Source organism: Pseudomonas sp. M2(2023) (assembly GCF_030263955.1).
In the GTDB taxonomy this organism is placed as follows: Bacteria; Pseudomonadota; Gammaproteobacteria; order Pseudomonadales; family Pseudomonadaceae; genus Aquipseudomonas; species Aquipseudomonas asiatica.
Genome location: NZ_CP127114.1, coordinates 791,015 through 807,695 on the forward strand (window position 1 = coordinate 791,015; position 16,681 = coordinate 807,695).

Here is a 16,681-nt window from a genome sequence, read left to right on the forward strand (position 1 = left end):
ATGTCCGAACTCAACCTGTCCACCGACGAAACTCGCGTCAGCTACGGCATCGGCCGTCAGCTGGGCGGCCAGCTGCGCGACAACCCGCCACCGGGCGTCAGCCTGGAAGCCATCCTGGCTGGCCTGACCGATGCCTTCAACGGCGCCGACAGCCGCGTCAGCGAAGCCGACCTGTCGGCCAGCTTCAAGGTGATCCGCGAAGTGATGCAAGCCGAAGCAGCTGCCAAGGCTGAAGCCGCTGCTGCCGCTGGCAAGGCATTCCTGGTCGAGAACGCCAAGCGTGACGGCATCACCACCCTGGCTTCGGGCCTGCAGTTCGAAGTACTGACCGCAGGTGAAGGCGCCAAGCCGACCCGCGAAGACAATGTGCGCACCCACTACCACGGCACCCTGATCGACGGCACTGTGTTCGACAGCTCCTACGACCGTGGTCAGCCGGCTGAATTCCCGGTAGGTGGTGTGATCGCTGGCTGGACCGAAGCCCTGCAGCTGATGAACGCTGGCAGCAAATGGCGCCTGTACGTGCCGAGCGAGCTGGCCTACGGCGCCCAAGGCGTTGGCAGCATCCCGCCGCACAGCGTGCTGGTGTTCGACGTCGAGCTGCTCGACGTTCTGTAATGCCCTCGGGGCCGCATTGCGGCCCATTCGCGGGCAAGCCCGCTCCCACAAGATCCCCACAGCATTCGAATCCTGTGTTGTGCTTGTGGGAGCTGGCTTGCCGGCGATGAGGCCGGTCCTGCTGGCCTCAATTCCAGTCTGTCCCCCCGGGGCGCAACGCCCGCGCATAGCAGTACAGAAACAGATTCCGCACCAGCTCCTTGAGTACCCCCGGTTCACTCGAATTCAGCCCGCTCATGTCCAGGTCGCCCTGGTCACGCAGCTCGTCGAGCGCTTCTTCTTCAAGCACTGCGCACACTTCGCCGGTTTCCCGATGAAGAATGCGCAGGTAGGGGTGAGGGCGGTCCAGCCAGGCGTCGATCAGATAAGTCATGGCTATTCTCCTTGGATAGCAGTCCCAATGAGAATAATTCTTATTACCTGAATAGCAAGCGCCAATTGCCGGTTTTTTGGAAAATCAGACTTTGCGAACGAACTCGGACTTCAGCTTCATGGCGCCGATGCCGTCGATCTTGCAGTCGATGTCGTGGTCGCCGTCGCACAGGCGGATGTTCTTGACCTTGGTGCCGACCTTGACCACGAGGGACGAGCCCTTGACCTTGAGGTCCTTGATCACGGTGACGGTGTCGCCATCCTGCAGGATGTTGCCGACTGAGTCCTTCTTCACCACCTCGTCGCCGGCCGCTTCGGCGTCGCCGCTGGCCGACCACTCGTGGGCGCATTCAGGGCAGATTAGCTGAGTGCCATCCTCATAGGTGTATTCGGAGTTGCATTTCGGGCAGGGTGGCAGAGTGCTCACTTCGGTTCCTCAAACAAACAGACGGGCGGTTAAAAACCCGAATTGTATAAGGTATTTTTTCGGAAGTGATTATGTCCGGACAAAAGCATCGCGGGCAAGCCAGCTCATACAGGCGACGCAATCCTGTAGGAGCGGGCTTGCCCGCGAATGAAGACGACTCGGTCTATCAGTGAGTACGCGCGACAGCAAACTCGCTCAACTCGACCAGCGCATCACGATATTCGCTGGCCGGCAGCACTTCCAGGCACTGGATGGCACGCTTCACATAGTCACGCGCCAGCTCCGCCGTGTACTTCAGAGCACCCGACTCCTCGACTGCCACGCGAATCTGCTCCAGGTCTTCCAGGCCACCCTTCTGGATCGCCTGGCGCACCAGCGCAGCCTGTTCGGCGGTGCCTTCGCGCATGGTGTAGATCAGCGGCAGGGTAGGCTTGCCTTCGGCCAGGTCGTCACCGACGTTCTTGCCCAGGGTCTGCGAGTCGCCCTTGTAGTCCAGCAGGTCGTCGACCAGCTGGAACGCCACGCCCAGGTGGTCACCGAAGGTACGCAGGGCCTCGCGCTGTTCGTCGGTTGCTTCGGCCAGCGCGGCGGCGCTGTGGGTCGAAGCCTCGAAGAGCATCGCGGTCTTGCCGCGGATGACCTCCATGTAGACTTCCTCGGTGGTGCTGGCGTCGCGTACCCGCGACAGCTGCAGCACTTCACCTTCGGCAATCACGCGGGTGGCCTTGGACAGGATCTGCATGACCGGCATCGAGCCCAGTTCGACCATCATCTCGAACGAGCGCGAATAGAGGAAGTCGCCCACCAGCACGCTCGGCGCGTTGCCCCACAGGGCATTGGCGGTGGAGCGGCCACGGCGCATGCCGGACATGTCGACCACGTCGTCGTGCAGCAGGGTAGCGGTGTGCAGGAATTCGATGGTGGCAGCCAGCAGGCGCAGGTCGTCGCCTTCGCGGCCCAGGGCCTTGCCACACAGCAGCACCAGCAGGGGGCGCAGGCGCTTGCCACCGGCGGACGTGATATAGTCGCCGATCTTCGATACCAGCGGCACGCGCGAGGTCAGCTGCTTCTTGATGATCTCGTCGACGGCGCTGAAATCATCAGCCACCGCGCGGTAGAAGGATTGGGGTTGCATCGGCTGCTCCAGTGAGGTTGCGCGGCATGCTAGGTCGCGGGTCCCGGTGTGTCAAGGCGCGGTGCCAGCGCCCCGGGGGCGGCACTTGCAAGCAAAACCACGGTTGCGTACAATCGCGCACCCTAACTTCCTGGGCAGCACCTGCCTTACGCAATTGCGCCGGGCCGTTCCAGCCCTGTGCAGCCATGCCAGCCAATACTCATCATATAAAGCGCTGGGTGAGCAGGATTATCGGAGAAATACCATGTCTTACGCAGTAATCGTTACCGGCGGCAAGCAGTACAAAGTCGCTGAAGGTGAATTCCTCAAGATCGAAAAACTGGAAGTCGCCACTGGCGAATCCGTGACCTTCGATCGCGTCCTGCTGGTCGCCAACGGTGAAGAAGTCACCATCGGTGCTCCAGTTGTTGCTGGCGCTAAAGTAGTGGCCGAAGTCGTTTCGCAAGGCCGCCACGACAAGGTTCGCATCATCAAGTTCCGTCGTCGTAAGCACCACATGAAGCGTATGGGCCACCGCCAGTGGTTCACCGAGATCAAAATCACCGGTATCCAGGCTTAATCCCCTAGATCCCCTGAATTTATTTGGAGAATTGAACCATGGCTCACAAGAAGGCTGGTGGTAGTACTCGTAACGGTCGCGACTCAGAATCGAAACGCCTTGGCGTGAAGATGTATGGCGGCCAGGTTATCAAGCCAGGCAACATCATCGTCCGTCAGCGCGGCACCGAATTCCACGCTGGCTACGGTGTTGGCATGGGCAAGGATCACACCTTGTTCGCCAAGATCGAAGGCGTGATCAAGTTCGAGAAAAAAGGCGAGTTCATGCGCCGTTACGTGAGCATCGTCGCCGCTTAATCGCGACGTCGCTCCAGAAGCCCCGTCATGCGACGGGGCTTTTTCGTTTGTGGTGAGCCTCTTGCAAAGCTGTTTGTATGGGCTGCCGGCGTGGGTTTCTACGGTCGTACGGGGCCGCCGCGCTCATTTTTGCAAGAGCCTCAGGTTTTTCAGGTATTCAACTCGCCAGCAGGCGAGAGGCGGTTTTGAATGAAGTTTGTTGACGAAGTATCCATTCGGGTCAAGGCCGGTGACGGTGGCAACGGTTGCATGAGCTTCCGTCGCGAGAAATTCATCGAGAACGGTGGCCCCAACGGTGGTGACGGTGGCGACGGTGGTTCGGTGTACATGATCGCCGACGAAAACCTCAACACCCTGGTCGACTATCGCTACACCCGTCACCACGAGGCCCAGCGTGGCGCCAACGGCGGCAGCACCGACTGCACCGGCAAGAAAGGCGACGACCTTTACCTGCGCGTGCCGGTCGGCACTACCGTGATCGACGCCTCCACCCAGGAAGTGATCGGTGACCTGGTCACCCCGGGCCAGAAACTGATGGTCGCCCAAGGCGGCTGGCACGGCCTGGGCAACACCCGCTTCAAGTCCAGCACCAACCGTGCACCGCGCCAGACCACCCCGGGCAAGCCAGGTGACCAGCGTGACCTGAAGATGGAAATGAAAGTGCTGGCTGACGTCGGCCTGCTGGGCCTGCCGAATGCCGGCAAGAGCACCTTCATTCGCTCGGTTTCGGCCGCCAAGCCGAAAGTGGCCGACTACCCGTTCACCACCCTGGTGCCGAACCTGGGTGTGGTCAGCGTCGACCGCTGGAAGAGCTTCGTCATCGCCGACATTCCTGGCCTGATCGAAGGTGCTTCCGAGGGCGCCGGCCTGGGTATCCGCTTCCTCAAGCACCTGGCGCGTACTCGCGTACTGCTGCACCTGGTGGACATGGCGCCGCTGGACGGAAGCAGCCCAGCCGATGCCGCCGAAGTCATCGTCAACGAGCTGACCCGCTTCAGCCCGTCGCTGGCCGAGCGTGAGCGCTGGCTGGTGCTGAACAAGGCCGACATGGTCATGGACGACGAGCGCGACGAGCGGGTCAAGGAAGTGGTCGAGCGCCTGCAGTGGGAGGGCCCGGTCTACGTGATTTCGGCCATCTCCAAGCAGGGCACCGAAAAGCTCAGCCACGACCTGATGCGCTACCTCGAAGACCGCGCCGACCGCCTGGCCAACGACCCGGCCTACGCCGAAGAGCTGGCCGATCTCGACCAGCGCATCGAAGACGAAGCCCGTGCCCAGCTGCAGGCCCTGGACGACGCCCGTACCCTGCGCCGTACTGGTGTCAAGAGCGTGCACGACATCGGCGACGATGACGGTTGGGACGATGATTTCGAGGACGACGAAGACGGCCCGGAAATCATTTACGTGCGCGACTGACCGGTTGCAGTACACTAAACGCCGCTCTTTGGAGCGGCGTTTTTGTATCCACGGTATCTACAGATTCGACATAGGTTGGAAGAAGATGCGAAGCAAGGTGACGGGCGCCAAGCGCTGGGTCGTGAAGATTGGCAGTGCTCTGCTGACCGCCGATGGCAAAGGCCTCGATCGCGGTGCCATGGCCGTTTGGGTCGAGCAGATGGTCGCGCTGCGTGAGGCAGGCGTGGAGTTGGTACTGGTCTCCTCCGGGGCCGTGGCTGCCGGCATGAGCCAGCTGGGCTGGACGTCGCGACCGAGTGCGATGAACGAGCTGCAGGCGGCTGCCTCGATCGGCCAGATGCGTCTGGTGCAGGCCTGGGAGTCGAGCTTCGGCGAGCACGGCAAGCACACCGCGCAAATCCTGCTGACCCATGACGACCTGTCCGACCGCAAGCGCTACCTGAACGCCCGCAGCACCCTGCGCACGCTGGTCGACCTGGGCGTGGTGCCGGTGATCAACGAAAACGATACCGTGGTCACCGATGAGATCCGCTTCGGCGACAACGACACCCTGGCGGCGTTGGTGGCCAACCTGGTCGAGGCTGACCTGCTGGTGATCCTCACCGACCGCGATGGCATGTTCGATGCCGACCCGCGCAACAACCCCGAAGCCCAGCTGATCTACGAGGCTCGCGCCGACGACCCGGCACTGGATGCCGTGGCCGGCGGTACCGGTGGCGCGCTGGGTCGTGGCGGCATGCAGACCAAGCTGCGCGCCGCGCGCCTGGCTGCCCGTTCCGGTGCCCACACCATCATCATCGGTGGCCGCATCGAGCGCGTGCTGGATCGCCTCAAGGCTGGCGAACGCCTGGGTACCTTGCTGTCGCCCGAGCGCGGCATGCTTGCCGCGCGCAAGCAGTGGCTGGCCGGCCACCTGCAGACCCGTGGCACCCTGGTGCTGGATGCCGGTGCCGTGCAGGCGCTGCGCCAGGCCAACAAGAGCCTGCTGCCGGTTGGCGTGAAGACCGTGCAGGGCAGCTTCCGTCGTGGCGAGATGGTGGTGTGCGTCGGCCCGGACGGCCTGGAAGTAGCCCGTGGGCTGGCCAACTACAGCGCCCTTGAGGCGCAGAAGATCATCGGCCAGCCATCCGATGCCATCGAAAGCCTGCTGGGCTACAGTGCAGAACCGGAGTTGGTGCACCGCGACAACCTGGTGCTGGTATGAGCGTGCTGAAGCGGGTAATCGGCGTGGCGGCATTGGTGCTGCCAATGCTGGCCGGGGCCGAGGAAATCGGCCAGGTATCCACCGTGTTTAAGTTCCTCGGGCCGAATGACCGCATTGTGGTCGAGGCGTTCGACGACCCCAAGGTCGAGGGCGTGACCTGCTACCTGTCGCGGGCCAAGACCGGCGGCGTGAAGGGTGGGCTGGGGCTGGCGGAGGACCGGGCGGAGGCATCGATTGCCTGTCGCCAGGTCGGGCCGATCAACTTCAAGGGTGAGCTGAAGGATGGCGAGGAAGTGTTCAAGGAACGCACCTCGCTGGTGTTCAAGACCATGCAGGTGGTGCGCTTCCTCGACAAGAAGCGCAATACGCTGGTGTACCTGGTGTACAGCGACCGCATGATCGAAGGCAGCCCGCAGAATGCGGTGACCGCGATTCCGATTCTGCCTTGGGCTCATTGATAGCCTGACAGATCGCCGGGAGGCCTTTGGCCTCCATCGCGACACAAGGCCGCTCCCACAAAGGTCCTGCGTACACCGGTCAATGTGGGAGCGGCCTTGTGTCGCGAAAGGGCCGCAAAGCGGCCCCACTACTCCGATATCAGGCCAACTCTTCGGCCTGATGATCCTCACGCACAACCGCCTTCACCTCATCCCGACGGCTGATGAACTTCCAGTCCGCCTCGTCGATGTAGATGCCATTCGGCCCACTGCCACCTTCCAGGTCGATCGCCACGCGCGCCGACACCTGCGGCTTCACGCTCGCCAGGATCGGCACGAAGCCGAGCTGCAGGCTGGTCTCCAGCAGTGCAGCCTGGTTGCGTTCGTCGATGTCCGCCGCTTCGTCCAGGTAGTACGGCAGGCGGATACGCCCGGCCAGGTCGCGGTCCATCAGGTGCAGCAACAGGTACATGTTGGTCAGCGCCTTGATGGTCATGGTGGTGCCGTTGGATGCCGCGCCGTCGATGTCGGCATGGATCACCGGCTGGCCGTTGACCTTGGTGATCTCGAACGCCAGCTCGAACAGGTCCTTCAGGCCCAGCTGGTTGTGGTTGGCTGCCACCAGCCGTGCCAGGTATTCCTTGGCCTCTTCGTTCTTGTTGTCCTGCTCGGCGCTCTGGGTCAGGTCGAATACCGACAGGGTTTCGCCTTCTTCGTACTGACCGGCGCTGTGGATGATCTGGTCGATGTGCTTGAGCGCTTCCTTGTTCGGCGCCAGCACCACGCGGAAGCTCTCCAGGTTGGATACCTGGCGCTTGTTGATCTCGCGGTTGAACAGCGCCAACTGGTGCTCGAGGCTGTCGTAGTCGCTGCGGATGTTGCGCAGGGTTCGGGCGATGTCGGTGACCGCCGCGCGGCGGGCCTTGGCCAAGGTCAGGGCTTCGTCGGTGCGGTGCGCGTAGGCATTTACCAGCAGCTGCAGGCGGCGCTCCATGTCGTCTTCGCTGTCGAACTTGGCCACGCCTTTCAGGCGCACCTGGGCGTACAGCGCCTCGATCTGGTTGTCCACCCGCTGCAGGCTCTGCCAGCTGTCCTGGTAGTCGTTGAGCAGTGGCAGCAGGTTGTCCATCGAGTCGTCGATGGCTTCCATGTACGGCGTGCCGTAGGGCAGGTCGGCCGGCAGCAGCTGGCGACGGCGCAGGGCGTCTTCCAGGGTGCGCTGCTTGGCCTCGAGGTCGCCGATCTGCCGGCCGACCAGCTGCAGCTTGGCCGACAGCTGCTGGACACGTTCAGTGAAGGCGTCGCTGGAGCGTTTGAGTTCGTCCTGGGCGGCTTCGAGCTGCGACAGCTGCTCCAGCTTCTCGGGCTCTTCGGCGGCCAGGGTTTCGCTGCGGCGGAAGTCTTCCAGCGCTTTCTGCGCGTCCAGTACTTCCTGGTACAGGGCCTCGGTCTGCGCCTTGGAGGCGGAGCGGTCGGCGGCCACGGCTTGCTGGGTCTTGAGCTGCTTCAGCTCTTTTTCCAGGCGCTCTTTCTGGTCACGCAGGGCGGCACGGTCGGCCAGGGCCTGCAGTGCCGGTGGGTCGATGTGCGACAGGTCGATGGACAGGCCCGGGGCTTCGAAGCGTTCGCCCTTGAAGCCGTCGAGCACCGCTTCCAGCGATTTTACCCACAGGTCGCTGTCGTCCAGTTCGATACCGCGGTCGCCCAGCGGCAGGCTGAACAGCGCGCCATTGAACAGGCGCATCAGGCGGTCGACGTCCTGCTGCGAGAACTCTTCGCGCAGGCGGGCGTAGCTGTTGTTGTCGGCGTGGTCGAGCTGTTGCTTGACCTGCTTCAGGCGCTTTTCCAGGTCGCGGACGCGTTCGTCCAGGTCTTCGGCGCTGAACTGCCGCGACTGGGCCAGGGCGCCGGCCAGTTCGTCGTGGGCGTCCTTGGCCGCCAGCAGTTGCTGCTCCAGCACCTTGACGTCATCGACCAGGGCGAAGCGATGTTTGAGCACCGACAGTTCGCCCAGCCAGCGCTGGATACCGGTGATTTCACGCTCCAGGCGCATCAGTTCCTGAGTACCGCCGCGCTGGTCGTTCTGCAGGCGGTCCTGCTCGCCACGGTAGTGCTCGGCCTGGATCACCAGCTCTTCCTTGCGCGCCATGGCGTATTCCTGCCAGGTGCCCAGCAGGGTGTCGAGCACTGGTGAAATGCGGTGCAGTTTGCCGCGCAGGATGTCGCGCTGGGCCACTCCACCGGCCAGGGCCTCGACCAGCGGGCCGGCGGCGACCAGGGCGTTGTAGTCCTGTTCCATGCGGCGCACGTCGCGGAAGGCTTCCTCGCATGCGGCGATGTAGTCGACGCTACCGGAGCGCAGGCTGTGCTCGAAAGCGTCGAGGAACAGCTGCTTGAGCTTGGCGGCGGTGATTTCGCGCATGTGCAGCAGGTTGATGAACAGCGCGCGGAAGGTTTTCAGGCTTTGCTCGCTGGTCGAGCGCAGCGGGATCATGGTCAGGTCCAGCGGCACCGAGGTGTGGCCACCGACCAGCAGACGACGCAGTTCGTCCGGCTTCAGCTCGTAGGCCTTGATCCCCAGGCGCTCGAGGTTGGTGAACAGCTCTTTCTGGCGCAGGCACGTGTCGTTCTTCTGGTAGTGGGCCAGGTCCAGTTCGCCCTTGTAGGCAAAGAACTGGTGGCCGAAACCGCCGCCCGGGCCGCGGCCGACAACGCCGATGACGTGCGGGCCGTGGGGCAGGCTCAGTTCGCAGAGAATGTACGAGGTATCGCTGGCGAAGTAGAAGCGGCGCGACTGCTCGAGGCTGTACTTGCCGAAGCTCATGTCCGACATGCGCGCCAGGATCGGGAACTGCAGGGCGTTGATCGACGCCGATTTACCCAGGTTGTTGGCACCGTATACCGACAGTGGGTGCTCCAGCGGGAACAGGCCAAGGCTGTAGCCGGCGGTGTTGAGCAGTGCGAAGCGGCGGATGCCGTAGCGTTCCTGGCTCATGCGTCAATCTCCTGTTGCTCTTCGCGGATGGCCCGGGCCAGGGCTTCCTCTTCGCTTTCCTCGCCCTCGAAGGGGCTGAGGTCGAGCGGGTCGTCGGTGCGGTTGAGTTCTTCGGGGCTTTCTTCCTCGACCAGTACCGGGGTCGGCAGCGGCAGGTCGCTGTGCAGGGTGGCCGCCAGGTCGCGGTCCTGCTGTACGGCCAGGCACACGTCGAGGAAGCGATGCATCGGCGGCAGGAAGCGGTAGATGCCGCCTTCCTCGAAGGCGAAGCCGAGCTGGGTCATGCGGCGCAGGATTTTTTCTTCCAGCTCGTCCACGGTCTGCACTTCGGCCTGCAGGAACAGGTCGCGGTACTTGTCCAGCAGCGAGGGCAGTTCGTCACGGCCGATGCTGCCGCCATCGAGCACGGCCATCGGGTCGCGGCCCTGGTCGGCCAGGTGTTCGACCAGGATGAAGGTGAACAGCGACAGGCGCTGCGCGGTCTTGTTGACCTGCGCGGCGGTCATGTCCGGCACGAAGTAGTAGAAGCCACGGGTGTCGCACACCAGTTCGAAGCCCAGGGCCTTGAACAGGGTGCGGTACTGGTCCTGGAAATTCGACAGCTGGGCGTACAGCTCGGGGTCGCGGCGGCTGACGTGGAAGCCTTTGAACAGCTCGCGGAAGATCGGCGCGAGCTGGGACAGTTCGGAAAGATCAAGATGCATGGGCTGGGCTCGCGTTGGATTCGGTAGGCGCGCTGGCGGCGTCTTCGCGGCTGGAGGTCAGGGCGAACGAGCGCAGGCTGACCAGGTGTTCCTGGGTGATGTACTCGCGGCGGTCGAGGCGTTCGCGCTTGAAGCGCTTTTCCCGCGACAGGCGCGAGAACCAGTACAGCAACTCGTCGGTGGCGCCTTCGGGTTCCTGCTCCAGCAGCCAGACCATCAGGTCGGGCAGCGGCAGGGCCTGTTCGCAGCGTTCGGCCATTTCCTTGACCGTGCGCGGTGCACGGGGCAGGGCGCCGGACTGGGTCTTGTGGGCCTTGGGGAAGCGTGCTGGCTTGGGCTCGAAGCGGGCCAGGGCGTAGACATAGGCCTCGACCTGGCTGGCGCTGCCGAGGAAGGTGCTTTGCGGGCGGGTGAACATCGGCATGGCCGCTTGCGGTACGGCGTCGATGCCCTTGCGCCGGATCACCGACAGGGCCAGTGCGGCGCCACGGGTCACGGCGTTGTGCCGGCGGGCTTCTTCACGCAGCGGCAGCAGCAATTCGCGGGCGTGGCGCAGGGTCAGCTGGGCGCTGGTCTGCATTTCCAGGATGCGCGCATGGGTCCGCAGCAGCATGTCGTCGTCGACCAGGTGGCCCAGGCGCGCCTGTTCGCCCAGCAGCTTCAGCAGCACGGTCTCGACCTTGCGCACGCCCTGTTCGAAGGCGCCGTCGGCGTTGACCAGCTGGATCATCGGCTCGACATACTCGTCCCAGGTCGCCAGTACTTCGGCATAGCGCTGGCGCAGCGGGATCTGGCGGTTGCTGGTCTTGGCCCGCTCGGCCACGGCCACCAGTGCCTGTTCGTCGTTGTCGAGCTTCTTCAGTACATCGCGCACGCGCATGTCGAGCAGGCGCAGCTGGCGCGCCAGGTCGTCGCTGTCGCGGTTGTCGAAGGCGTCCTGAATATGCCCGGCCAGGCGCTCCAGGTGGCGCAGGTAGGCTTCGATCTCCAGGCACAGGCCCAGCCGGTGTTCGCGGCGCAGGTAGGCGAGGAAGTCGTGGATCTGCGCGTTGAGCTCGAAACGGTTCGGGCTCTTGGCCACCGGGACCAGGATATCCAGGCGGATCCACACGTCGAGCAGCTGGGTGATGTCCTGCGGGGTGCTCTCGACCTGCTGGCGGGCCACATGCTGACGCAATTCGACCAGGCTCAGGGTGCCCTGGTCGAAACGCTCGCACAGCGGCTCGATCAGGGCCCAGTGTTCGGCTAGGGCGCGCAGGACGCGCTTGGGTTCGATCATTGGCTTCGACTCGTTGCCAAGAAAAAGGGGGCGATTGTACTGCATCCGGGGGGGAGGTTTTCACCCCTTGGTCTGTAATGAGAGATAACCTTTGTCGTTGTACGGGATTCACTGGCCCTTTCGCGGGTGAACCCGCTCCCACAGGGCCTTGCGCAGTACCGGTGGGAGCGGGTTCACCCGCGAAAGGGCCGGTGCAGGCAATAAAAATCCGCCGACCAGTTGCGGCACTCGAATGCCAACGGCGTTAGAATGGCCCTTTGTCTTCACCCCTCGGAACCCCGCCCCTTGCTCACCGAACCCCGTCGCCGCGCCTACCTTTCCGCCATGCAAGTGGTGCACTGGCTGCCGCGCGCCGAACTGCCGTTCGCCGCACCGTCGCGGCCCGAGCTGCTGCTGCCGGTGGCGCCGGTCGAGGACCTCGACTTCGACGTCAGGCCGGCACCGGCTGCCAACGAGGCGCCAGTCACCCCACAGGCCCGCTCCGGCGAGCGGCCGAAAATCGAGATTCCGCGCCCGGGCAGTGCGCCCAAGCCGGCCGCCAAGCCTGTCGAGGCCGATGAGCAGGCCACGCCACCGCGCCCGGCCATGGTGCCACCCCCGCGCTTCTCGCTGCAGTTGCTGCGAGCCGGCAGCTGCCTGCTGCTGGTGGAGTTGGCCACCGGCCAGCCGTTCCAGAGCCGCGACCCGTCGTACCTGCTGCTCAAGGACATGCTGCGCGCCGCCGGCCTGCCCGACGCACCGCAGATCATCGGCGAGCCGGTGCGCTGGCCGCTGCTGGTGCGCGGCAACATGGACCAGGGCCCGGAGGCGGCGCGCGATTTTGTCCAGGGCTTTGTCCAGGCGCGCTTGGAGGACGCCCCGTGCACCTGCCTGTGGCTGGTCGGCCTGCCGGCGCTGCGCTTTGCCGCCAATGTCGACGGCGAAGCCTATTACCAAACCCTGAAGCTCGAGGGCCTGGGCGAAGCCTGGGCCTTGCCGGGCCTTGAACTGTTGATGGACGAGCCGCAGCGCAAGGCGGACGTCTGGAAAGCCATGCGCCAGCTGATGGCGCGCTGGAAGAGCGTTGAATGAGTGACTCGATCAGCTTCCGCCGGATGACCGAGGCGGATCTGGATGCCGTACTTAAGATCGAATATGCCGCGTTCAGTCATCCCTGGACTCGAGGGATCTTTCAGGATGCGCTCAAATCGTATGAAGTCTGGCTGATGTTCGACGGCCAGCAGCAGGTGGGCCATGGCGTGATCAACGTGATCATCGACGAGGCCCACCTGCTCAACATCACCGTCAAGCCGGAAAACCAGGGCCGCGGCCTGGGCCTGCGGCTGCTCGAGCATCTGATGGCCCGGGCCTACCAGCTCAATGGCCGCGAGTGCTTCCTGGAGGTGCGTGCCAGCAACCAGTCGGCCTATCGTTTGTACGAACGCTTTGGTTTCAACGAAATCGGCCGCCGCCGCGACTATTACCCGGTTGCCGGCGGCCGTGAAGACGCCTTGGTGATGGCCTGCACCCTGCTCGAAGATTGAGCAGGGCGGGCTTCAATCACAGGTCCTGTGGCTGAGCCTCCATCGGCTTGGCCAGGTCGCGCAGGCTTCTGGTCACGCTGCCGGTATTGCATTTTGCCGCCGCCTGCTCCGGCGTGTACTTGCGAATGGTGCGGAAGAACAGCTCGCAGGTTTGTTTCTTCTGTGTAACCTGCCACTTGGTCGAGCAGGCATCCAGCGTCAGCTTGGCATCGGCCCGTTGATTGCGCCCCATCCCTGCCTGCCAGCAGGCTGCCGTCAGGTCCTGCCCCATCATTTTCAAGCCGGCAGCATCAGCTGCATCCTGGTCGCCGCCGTGGCTGTCCTTGTTTGCCGCATACCAGATGGCACTAGGGTGGTTGGCACCCAGTACCGGTACCTTGGCACCTGCCTGCGGGCTGATGCTGACCAGGCCCAGCACATTCACCTGCGGCCCGTACTGCTGCTGGATCCAGCTGCGTACCGGCGCGCCGAATGCCACCATCGGCAGAGGCCTGGCGGGGTTTTGCAGGGTCATCTCGCTGACCATGCGCACCTGGTAGTCCTTGAAGTAGCTGTAGGTTTCCTTCAGCGTTTCACCCGCGCTGGCGGGCGCGGCGATGGGAGCGATATCGATGATGGTCTGGTAGGCCGGGGTCTGGCTGGCGTCGACGCCATTGAATGTCAACAGCTCGGCCCAGCGGTCGGTGGTGTTGGAGCGCAGGTAGTCCTGGGCCTGGGTCAGCGAGTAGTCCGGCGGGAAGTGCAGCAGTTCGATGCTGCGGCGGTTCTGCAGGGCCATGCCCAGCGGCAGGAACAGATACCAGTCGTAGGACCATTTGCCGTCCTCGTTCAGCCGGGTGGCCGCCTGATAGGCCAGTTCACCGCTGTCGAGCAGCTTGCGCAGGGGTTTTGCATAGTTGGCGGGTACGCCACTGATGGTTGCGTGCAGGCGATCGTTGTCGCGGCTTACATGCACCTGGGCCGCGGCATGGCCGTCGCGGCGTACGCTCTGAGTCAGATAGTGTTCTACGGTTTGCTCCAGGGTCCAGTCGCGATAACAGATCACGTGACAGTTGTTGGGGAAGGCGAAAAGGCGGGTGACGCGCTGGGCGTCGCCCAGGTCGATTCGCGCATCGGCGGCTGCAAGGCCGCTGAAGGCCAGGGCGGCAAGGCTCGGTAGTGCCATCTTGTGCATGCTTAACTCCTTGTTGGGCGCAGCCGTATTCGGCAGCGTGGCACATACTGTGGCAAGGGGAGCAGGGATGAAAAGGGCAGGATGGCTGCCGCTGGTGCTGGGCATGTTGGGTGCAGGAGCGCAGGCCGATGAGCGTGATATCTGGTTGTTCGCGCAATGGGCCGGGGACCATCAGACACGGCCATTTCGCGAGATGCTTGTGGATGCCCGTCTTTATGGCGTGGTGCCGATCCATCAGCTGCTGCGTTCGGCGTCGGACTGGAAGCAGTGCCACGCGTCCCCCTTCGCCGTGCCGCCCGCCAGCAACTGGCCGGCAGTGCGCTCGACGCTCTCGCTGATAAAGACGCTTCATGACCAGGGCATCCTGCGTCAGTTCGAAGTGGTTTCAGCCTATCGAGCCCCGCGCCTGAATGCCTGCGCCGGCGGGGCGGCCAACAGCGCCCATACCCGGGCGTTCGCTGTCGATATCCTGCTGCCCGACTGGGCGGACCCCAACCCGCTGTGCCGGTTCTGGCAGCAATACGGCCAGGCCTGGAACATGGGCCTGGGGCGCTACCCCTCCGGGCGTATTCATGTGGATACCGCGGGTTACCGTACCTGGGGTGGTGACGGCCGTGCGGGTTCGTCGTTCTGTATCAAGCCCAGATGAGCCAGGCAGCTCCTGCATTCGCCCATCACCCACGTGGCGAAGCGCTGGCGCTTGCCGTCGTCTTCCAGCGGCAAGGGGCTGAGCAGGTGGTAGGCCGAGCCGTCACGCACGAAGCCGAACGGTGCCTGCAACTGCCCATTGTCGAGTTCGTCGCGCACCATGAGGGCTGAGGCCATGGCCAGGCCCAGGCCGGCGCTGGCGGCCTGAATCGACAGGTAGAAGTGCTGGTAGTCGCTGCGCTCGGTGTGCCGGACCTGTTGGCCGCTCAGGCGCAGCCAGTTGGGCCAGGCGCCGGGGCGGGTGGCGCTGTGCAGCAGGCGCTGGCCTTCGAGTTGGAGGGGGGCGGTGGAGTGGCAGACCGGGCCGATCCATTCGTCGCAGATCTTCTGGTTGTACAGCTGTTTGTCCCAGTGGAAGTCATCGCGGCGAATTGCCAGGTCGACACCGCTACGTGCGAAGTCCAATGGCCCGCCAGCGGCCACCAGGTGCAACTGCAGGTCGGGATGGGCGGCGTGGAAGCGGGGCAGGCGCGGGATCAGCCAGCGCATGGCGATGGTCGGCTCGCACGACAGCACCAGTACGTTGTCGCGGGCCTGTTGTTGCAAACGCTGCACGGCGCCTTCGAGCTGCTCGAAGATCGCCTGGGTAGTGCCCTGCAAGGCACGGCCGGCAGGGGTGAGGAAAATGGCCCGGTTGCGGCGCTCGAACAACTCCACACCAAGGCTTTCTTCAAGCAGACGCACCTGGCGGCTGACGGCGCCATGGGTGACATGCAGGTGCTCGGCGGCGCGCACGAAGCTCTCGGTCTGGGCGGCTATGTCGAAGTAGCGGAAGGCGTTGAGTGGCGGCAGTTTCATGGCATTCCTGTTTGTCTGTGCCGGCCTCTCGCGGGTAAACCCGCTCCCACAGGCGATGCGCCGCCCCTGTAGGAGCGGGTTTACCCGCGAAGAGGCCGACACAGGCTCTAGATATCTGTGAGGAAAGCTATCAGATTTGTCTCACTATAAATCGATTTTTCCTGGGCTATAAGCTCTCGATAATTACATGGTCTGTGCATTTCCATCGTCTATCGAGAGCCACCAGCATGACCGAACTCATTGCCGTAGCCCTGTTCACCCTGCTTGCCGTCATCAGCCCCGGTGCCGACTTCGCCATGGTCACCCGCAGCAGTTATGCACAAGGCCGCAAGGCCGGGCTGGCTGCCGCCGTGGGCATTGCCCTGGGAGTGCAGGTGCACGTCCTGTACACGGTGCTGGGCATCGCGGTGATCATCAGCCAGAGCCCGACCCTGTTCCTGGGCATGAAAGTGCTGGGCGCGGGTTACCTGGTCTACCTGGGTTTCCAGTCGCTGACCAACACCCGGCGTATCAGCCTCGACGGGGTTGCCGCATCAGCCACCAGCGTAACGCAGGCCCTGCGCACGGGCTTTCTGACCAACGCCCTCAACCCCAAGACCATGCTGTTCGTGATCAGTGCCTTCACCCAGGTAGTGCAACCGGGCAGCTCGTTGGCGCTGGATTTTGCCTACGGCGCTTTCATGTCCATTGCTCACTGGGTGTGGTTCAGCCTGGTGGCGGTATTTTTCTCCAGTACGGCATTGCGCAAGGCGATGATCGAGCGGCAAAGGCTGGTGGACCGGGTTATTGGCCTGGCGCTGATCGGGTTGGGCCTGGCCGTGGCGGTGACCGGAATGCGTTGAGGTGGCAATTGCATGCCCTGTACGGGAAGGGTGCAGGCCTGTGGTATTTTTCGCAGGCAAAGAAAAAGGGCTTACCTTGCGGTAAGCCCTTCGTCTTGTTTGGTGGCTACACAGGGACTTGAACCCCGGACCCCAGCATTATGAATGCTATGCTCTAACCAACTGAGCTATGTAGCCGATGGCGCGCATTATTC

The 16,681-nt window shown here is 63.6% G+C and carries 18 protein-coding genes and 1 tRNA gene; 10 read left to right on the forward strand and 9 right to left on the reverse strand.

Translation table 11 applies throughout. The features are described from left to right. On the forward strand, window positions 1-618 hold the full coding sequence (gene bamJ, locus QN085_RS03630) for a BamJ family beta-barrel-assembly machinery protein (RefSeq protein WP_003256315.1): 618 nt from the start codon (window positions 1-3) through the stop codon (window positions 616-618). A gap of 127 nt (window positions 619-745) precedes the next feature. Here the strand turns inward: bamJ and QN085_RS03635 are convergent, their stop codons facing one another. The 3 genes from QN085_RS03635 to QN085_RS03645 all read right to left on the reverse strand — a co-directional run bounded on the left by QN085_RS03635 (window position 746) and on the right by QN085_RS03645 (window position 2,552). Further along, window positions 746-991 (reverse strand): PA4570 family protein, encoded by a 246-nt coding sequence (locus QN085_RS03635; protein ID WP_023661295.1) that lies wholly within the window; start codon window positions 989-991, stop codon window positions 746-748. Between the two features lie 84 nt (window positions 992-1,075). Beyond that, window positions 1,076-1,417, reverse strand: a complete 342-nt coding sequence (locus QN085_RS03640; RefSeq protein ID WP_023661294.1) for a zinc ribbon domain-containing protein YjdM — start codon at window positions 1,415-1,417, stop codon at window positions 1,076-1,078. A 166-nt stretch (window positions 1,418-1,583) separates the two neighbouring features. Then, window positions 1,584-2,552, reverse strand: a complete 969-nt coding sequence (locus tag QN085_RS03645) for a polyprenyl synthetase family protein (protein WP_003256318.1) — start codon at window positions 2,550-2,552, stop codon at window positions 1,584-1,586. Between the two features lie 244 nt (window positions 2,553-2,796). On the opposite strand from QN085_RS03645, the gene rplU reads away from it, so the two are divergent. The 5 genes from rplU (at window position 2,797) to QN085_RS03670 (ending at window position 6,485) form a co-directional block, all read left to right on the forward strand. After that, entirely contained in the window at window positions 2,797-3,111 is a 315-nt protein-coding gene (rplU, locus tag QN085_RS03650; protein ID WP_003247466.1) for a 50S ribosomal protein L21, read from the forward strand. A 38-nt stretch (window positions 3,112-3,149) separates the two neighbouring features. Then, the gene (rpmA, locus tag QN085_RS03655; protein WP_003247464.1) at window positions 3,150-3,407 is read left to right on the forward strand and encodes a 50S ribosomal protein L27; all 258 of its coding nucleotides are present in this window, start codon (window positions 3,150-3,152) and stop codon (window positions 3,405-3,407) included. Between the two features lie 189 nt (window positions 3,408-3,596). After that, complete coding sequence (cgtA, locus tag QN085_RS03660) at window positions 3,597-4,823, forward strand: Obg family GTPase CgtA (protein WP_013970821.1); 1,227 nt, start codon at window positions 3,597-3,599, stop codon at window positions 4,821-4,823. Between the two features lie 85 nt (window positions 4,824-4,908). Continuing rightward, window positions 4,909-6,027: a glutamate 5-kinase gene (gene proB / locus QN085_RS03665; protein ID WP_015268899.1), complete on the forward strand. Its 1,119-nt coding sequence runs from the start codon at window positions 4,909-4,911 to the stop codon at window positions 6,025-6,027. Continuing rightward, complete coding sequence (locus QN085_RS03670) at window positions 6,024-6,485, forward strand: CreA family protein (RefSeq protein ID WP_003256322.1); 462 nt, start codon at window positions 6,024-6,026, stop codon at window positions 6,483-6,485. Before proB ends, QN085_RS03670 begins: the two co-directional genes overlap by 4 nt. 139 nt (window positions 6,486-6,624) lie before the next feature. Here QN085_RS03670 and mksF read toward each other — a convergent pair whose 3' ends face one another. From mksF to mksB, 3 genes are read right to left on the reverse strand one after another with little or no spacing between them, the layout of a single operon-like run. After that, on the reverse strand, window positions 6,625-9,459 hold the full coding sequence (mksF, locus tag QN085_RS03675) for an Mks condensin complex protein MksF (RefSeq protein ID WP_015268901.1): 2,835 nt from the start codon (window positions 9,457-9,459) through the stop codon (window positions 6,625-6,627). Further along, the gene (gene mksE, locus QN085_RS03680; protein ID WP_013970824.1) at window positions 9,456-10,163 is read right to left on the reverse strand and encodes an Mks condensin complex protein MksE; all 708 of its coding nucleotides are present in this window, start codon (window positions 10,161-10,163) and stop codon (window positions 9,456-9,458) included. Before mksE ends, mksF begins: the two co-directional genes overlap by 4 nt. Further along, on the reverse strand, window positions 10,153-11,442 hold the full coding sequence (mksB, locus tag QN085_RS03685; protein ID WP_024086237.1) for an Mks condensin complex protein MksB: 1,290 nt from the start codon (window positions 11,440-11,442) through the stop codon (window positions 10,153-10,155). The genes mksE and mksB overlap by 11 nt, the downstream gene beginning before the upstream one ends. 285 nt (window positions 11,443-11,727) lie before the next feature. Between mksB and QN085_RS03690 the strand changes: the two genes are divergently transcribed. Both QN085_RS03690 and rimI read left to right on the forward strand, forming a co-directional pair. Beyond that, entirely contained in the window at window positions 11,728-12,513 is a 786-nt protein-coding gene (locus tag QN085_RS03690) for a hypothetical protein (RefSeq protein WP_041506271.1), read from the forward strand. Continuing rightward, a complete protein-coding gene (gene rimI, locus QN085_RS03695) occupies window positions 12,510-12,965 on the forward strand; it encodes a ribosomal protein S18-alanine N-acetyltransferase (RefSeq protein WP_013970827.1) in 456 nt (151 codons plus the stop codon). Before QN085_RS03690 ends, rimI begins: the two co-directional genes overlap by 4 nt. Window positions 12,966-12,981: 16 nt before the next feature. Here rimI and QN085_RS03700 read toward each other — a convergent pair whose 3' ends face one another. Then, window positions 12,982-14,139 (reverse strand): hypothetical protein, encoded by a 1,158-nt coding sequence (locus QN085_RS03700; protein ID WP_013970828.1) that lies wholly within the window; start codon window positions 14,137-14,139, stop codon window positions 12,982-12,984. Window positions 14,140-14,206: 67 nt separating this feature from the next. Here QN085_RS03700 and QN085_RS03705 point away from each other — a divergent pair, with 67 nt between their 5' ends. Beyond that, window positions 14,207-14,788 (forward strand): YcbK family protein, encoded by a 582-nt coding sequence (locus QN085_RS03705; RefSeq protein WP_023661340.1) that lies wholly within the window; start codon window positions 14,207-14,209, stop codon window positions 14,786-14,788. Here QN085_RS03705 and QN085_RS03710 read toward each other — a convergent pair. Then, a complete protein-coding gene (locus QN085_RS03710) occupies window positions 14,728-15,645 on the reverse strand; it encodes a LysR substrate-binding domain-containing protein (RefSeq protein WP_041506270.1) in 918 nt (305 codons plus the stop codon). The two genes, QN085_RS03705 and QN085_RS03710, sit on opposite strands and share 61 nt — an antisense overlap. A 227-nt stretch (window positions 15,646-15,872) precedes the next feature. Between QN085_RS03710 and QN085_RS03715 the strand changes: the two genes are divergently transcribed. Next, window positions 15,873-16,487 carry a LysE family translocator gene (locus QN085_RS03715; RefSeq protein ID WP_024086240.1) on the forward strand — a complete coding sequence of 205 codons (615 nt, stop codon included), beginning with the start codon at window positions 15,873-15,875 and terminating at the stop codon, window positions 16,485-16,487. 100 nt (window positions 16,488-16,587) lie between these two features. Here QN085_RS03715 and QN085_RS03720 read toward each other — a convergent pair. Continuing rightward, a tRNA-Met gene (locus QN085_RS03720) sits at window positions 16,588-16,664 on the reverse strand. Window positions 16,665-16,681 lie beyond the last annotated feature (17 nt).

Bases quoted from the DNA above. Each gene is read 5' to 3' on its own strand.
- bamJ (WP_003256315.1), top strand. From the start codon at position 1: ATGTCCGAACTCAACCTGTCCACCGACGAAACTCGCGTCAGCTACGGC.
- QN085_RS03635 (WP_023661295.1), bottom strand. From the start codon at position 991: ATGACTTATCTGATCGACGCCTGGCTGGACCGCCCTCACCCCTACCTG.
- QN085_RS03645 (WP_003256318.1), bottom strand. From the start codon at position 2,552: ATGCAACCCCAATCCTTCTACCGCGCGGTGGCTGATGATTTCAGCGCC.
- rplU (WP_003247466.1), top strand. From the start codon at position 2,797: ATGTCTTACGCAGTAATCGTTACCGGCGGCAAGCAGTACAAAGTCGCT.
- rpmA (WP_003247464.1), top strand. From the start codon at position 3,150: ATGGCTCACAAGAAGGCTGGTGGTAGTACTCGTAACGGTCGCGACTCA.
- cgtA (WP_013970821.1), top strand. From the start codon at position 3,597: ATGAAGTTTGTTGACGAAGTATCCATTCGGGTCAAGGCCGGTGACGGT.
- proB (WP_015268899.1), top strand. From the start codon at position 4,909: ATGCGAAGCAAGGTGACGGGCGCCAAGCGCTGGGTCGTGAAGATTGGC.
- QN085_RS03670 (WP_003256322.1), top strand. From the start codon at position 6,024: ATGAGCGTGCTGAAGCGGGTAATCGGCGTGGCGGCATTGGTGCTGCCA.
- mksF (WP_015268901.1), bottom strand. From the start codon at position 9,459: ATGAGCCAGGAACGCTACGGCATCCGCCGCTTCGCACTGCTCAACACC.
- mksE (WP_013970824.1), bottom strand. From the start codon at position 10,163: ATGCATCTTGATCTTTCCGAACTGTCCCAGCTCGCGCCGATCTTCCGC.
- mksB (WP_024086237.1), bottom strand. From the start codon at position 11,442: ATGATCGAACCCAAGCGCGTCCTGCGCGCCCTAGCCGAACACTGGGCC.
- rimI (WP_013970827.1), top strand. From the start codon at position 12,510: ATGAGTGACTCGATCAGCTTCCGCCGGATGACCGAGGCGGATCTGGAT.
- QN085_RS03700 (WP_013970828.1), bottom strand. From the start codon at position 14,139: ATGCACAAGATGGCACTACCGAGCCTTGCCGCCCTGGCCTTCAGCGGC.
- QN085_RS03705 (WP_023661340.1), top strand. From the start codon at position 14,207: ATGAAAAGGGCAGGATGGCTGCCGCTGGTGCTGGGCATGTTGGGTGCA.
- QN085_RS03710 (WP_041506270.1), bottom strand. From the start codon at position 15,645: ATGAAACTGCCGCCACTCAACGCCTTCCGCTACTTCGACATAGCCGCC.
- QN085_RS03715 (WP_024086240.1), top strand. From the start codon at position 15,873: ATGACCGAACTCATTGCCGTAGCCCTGTTCACCCTGCTTGCCGTCATC.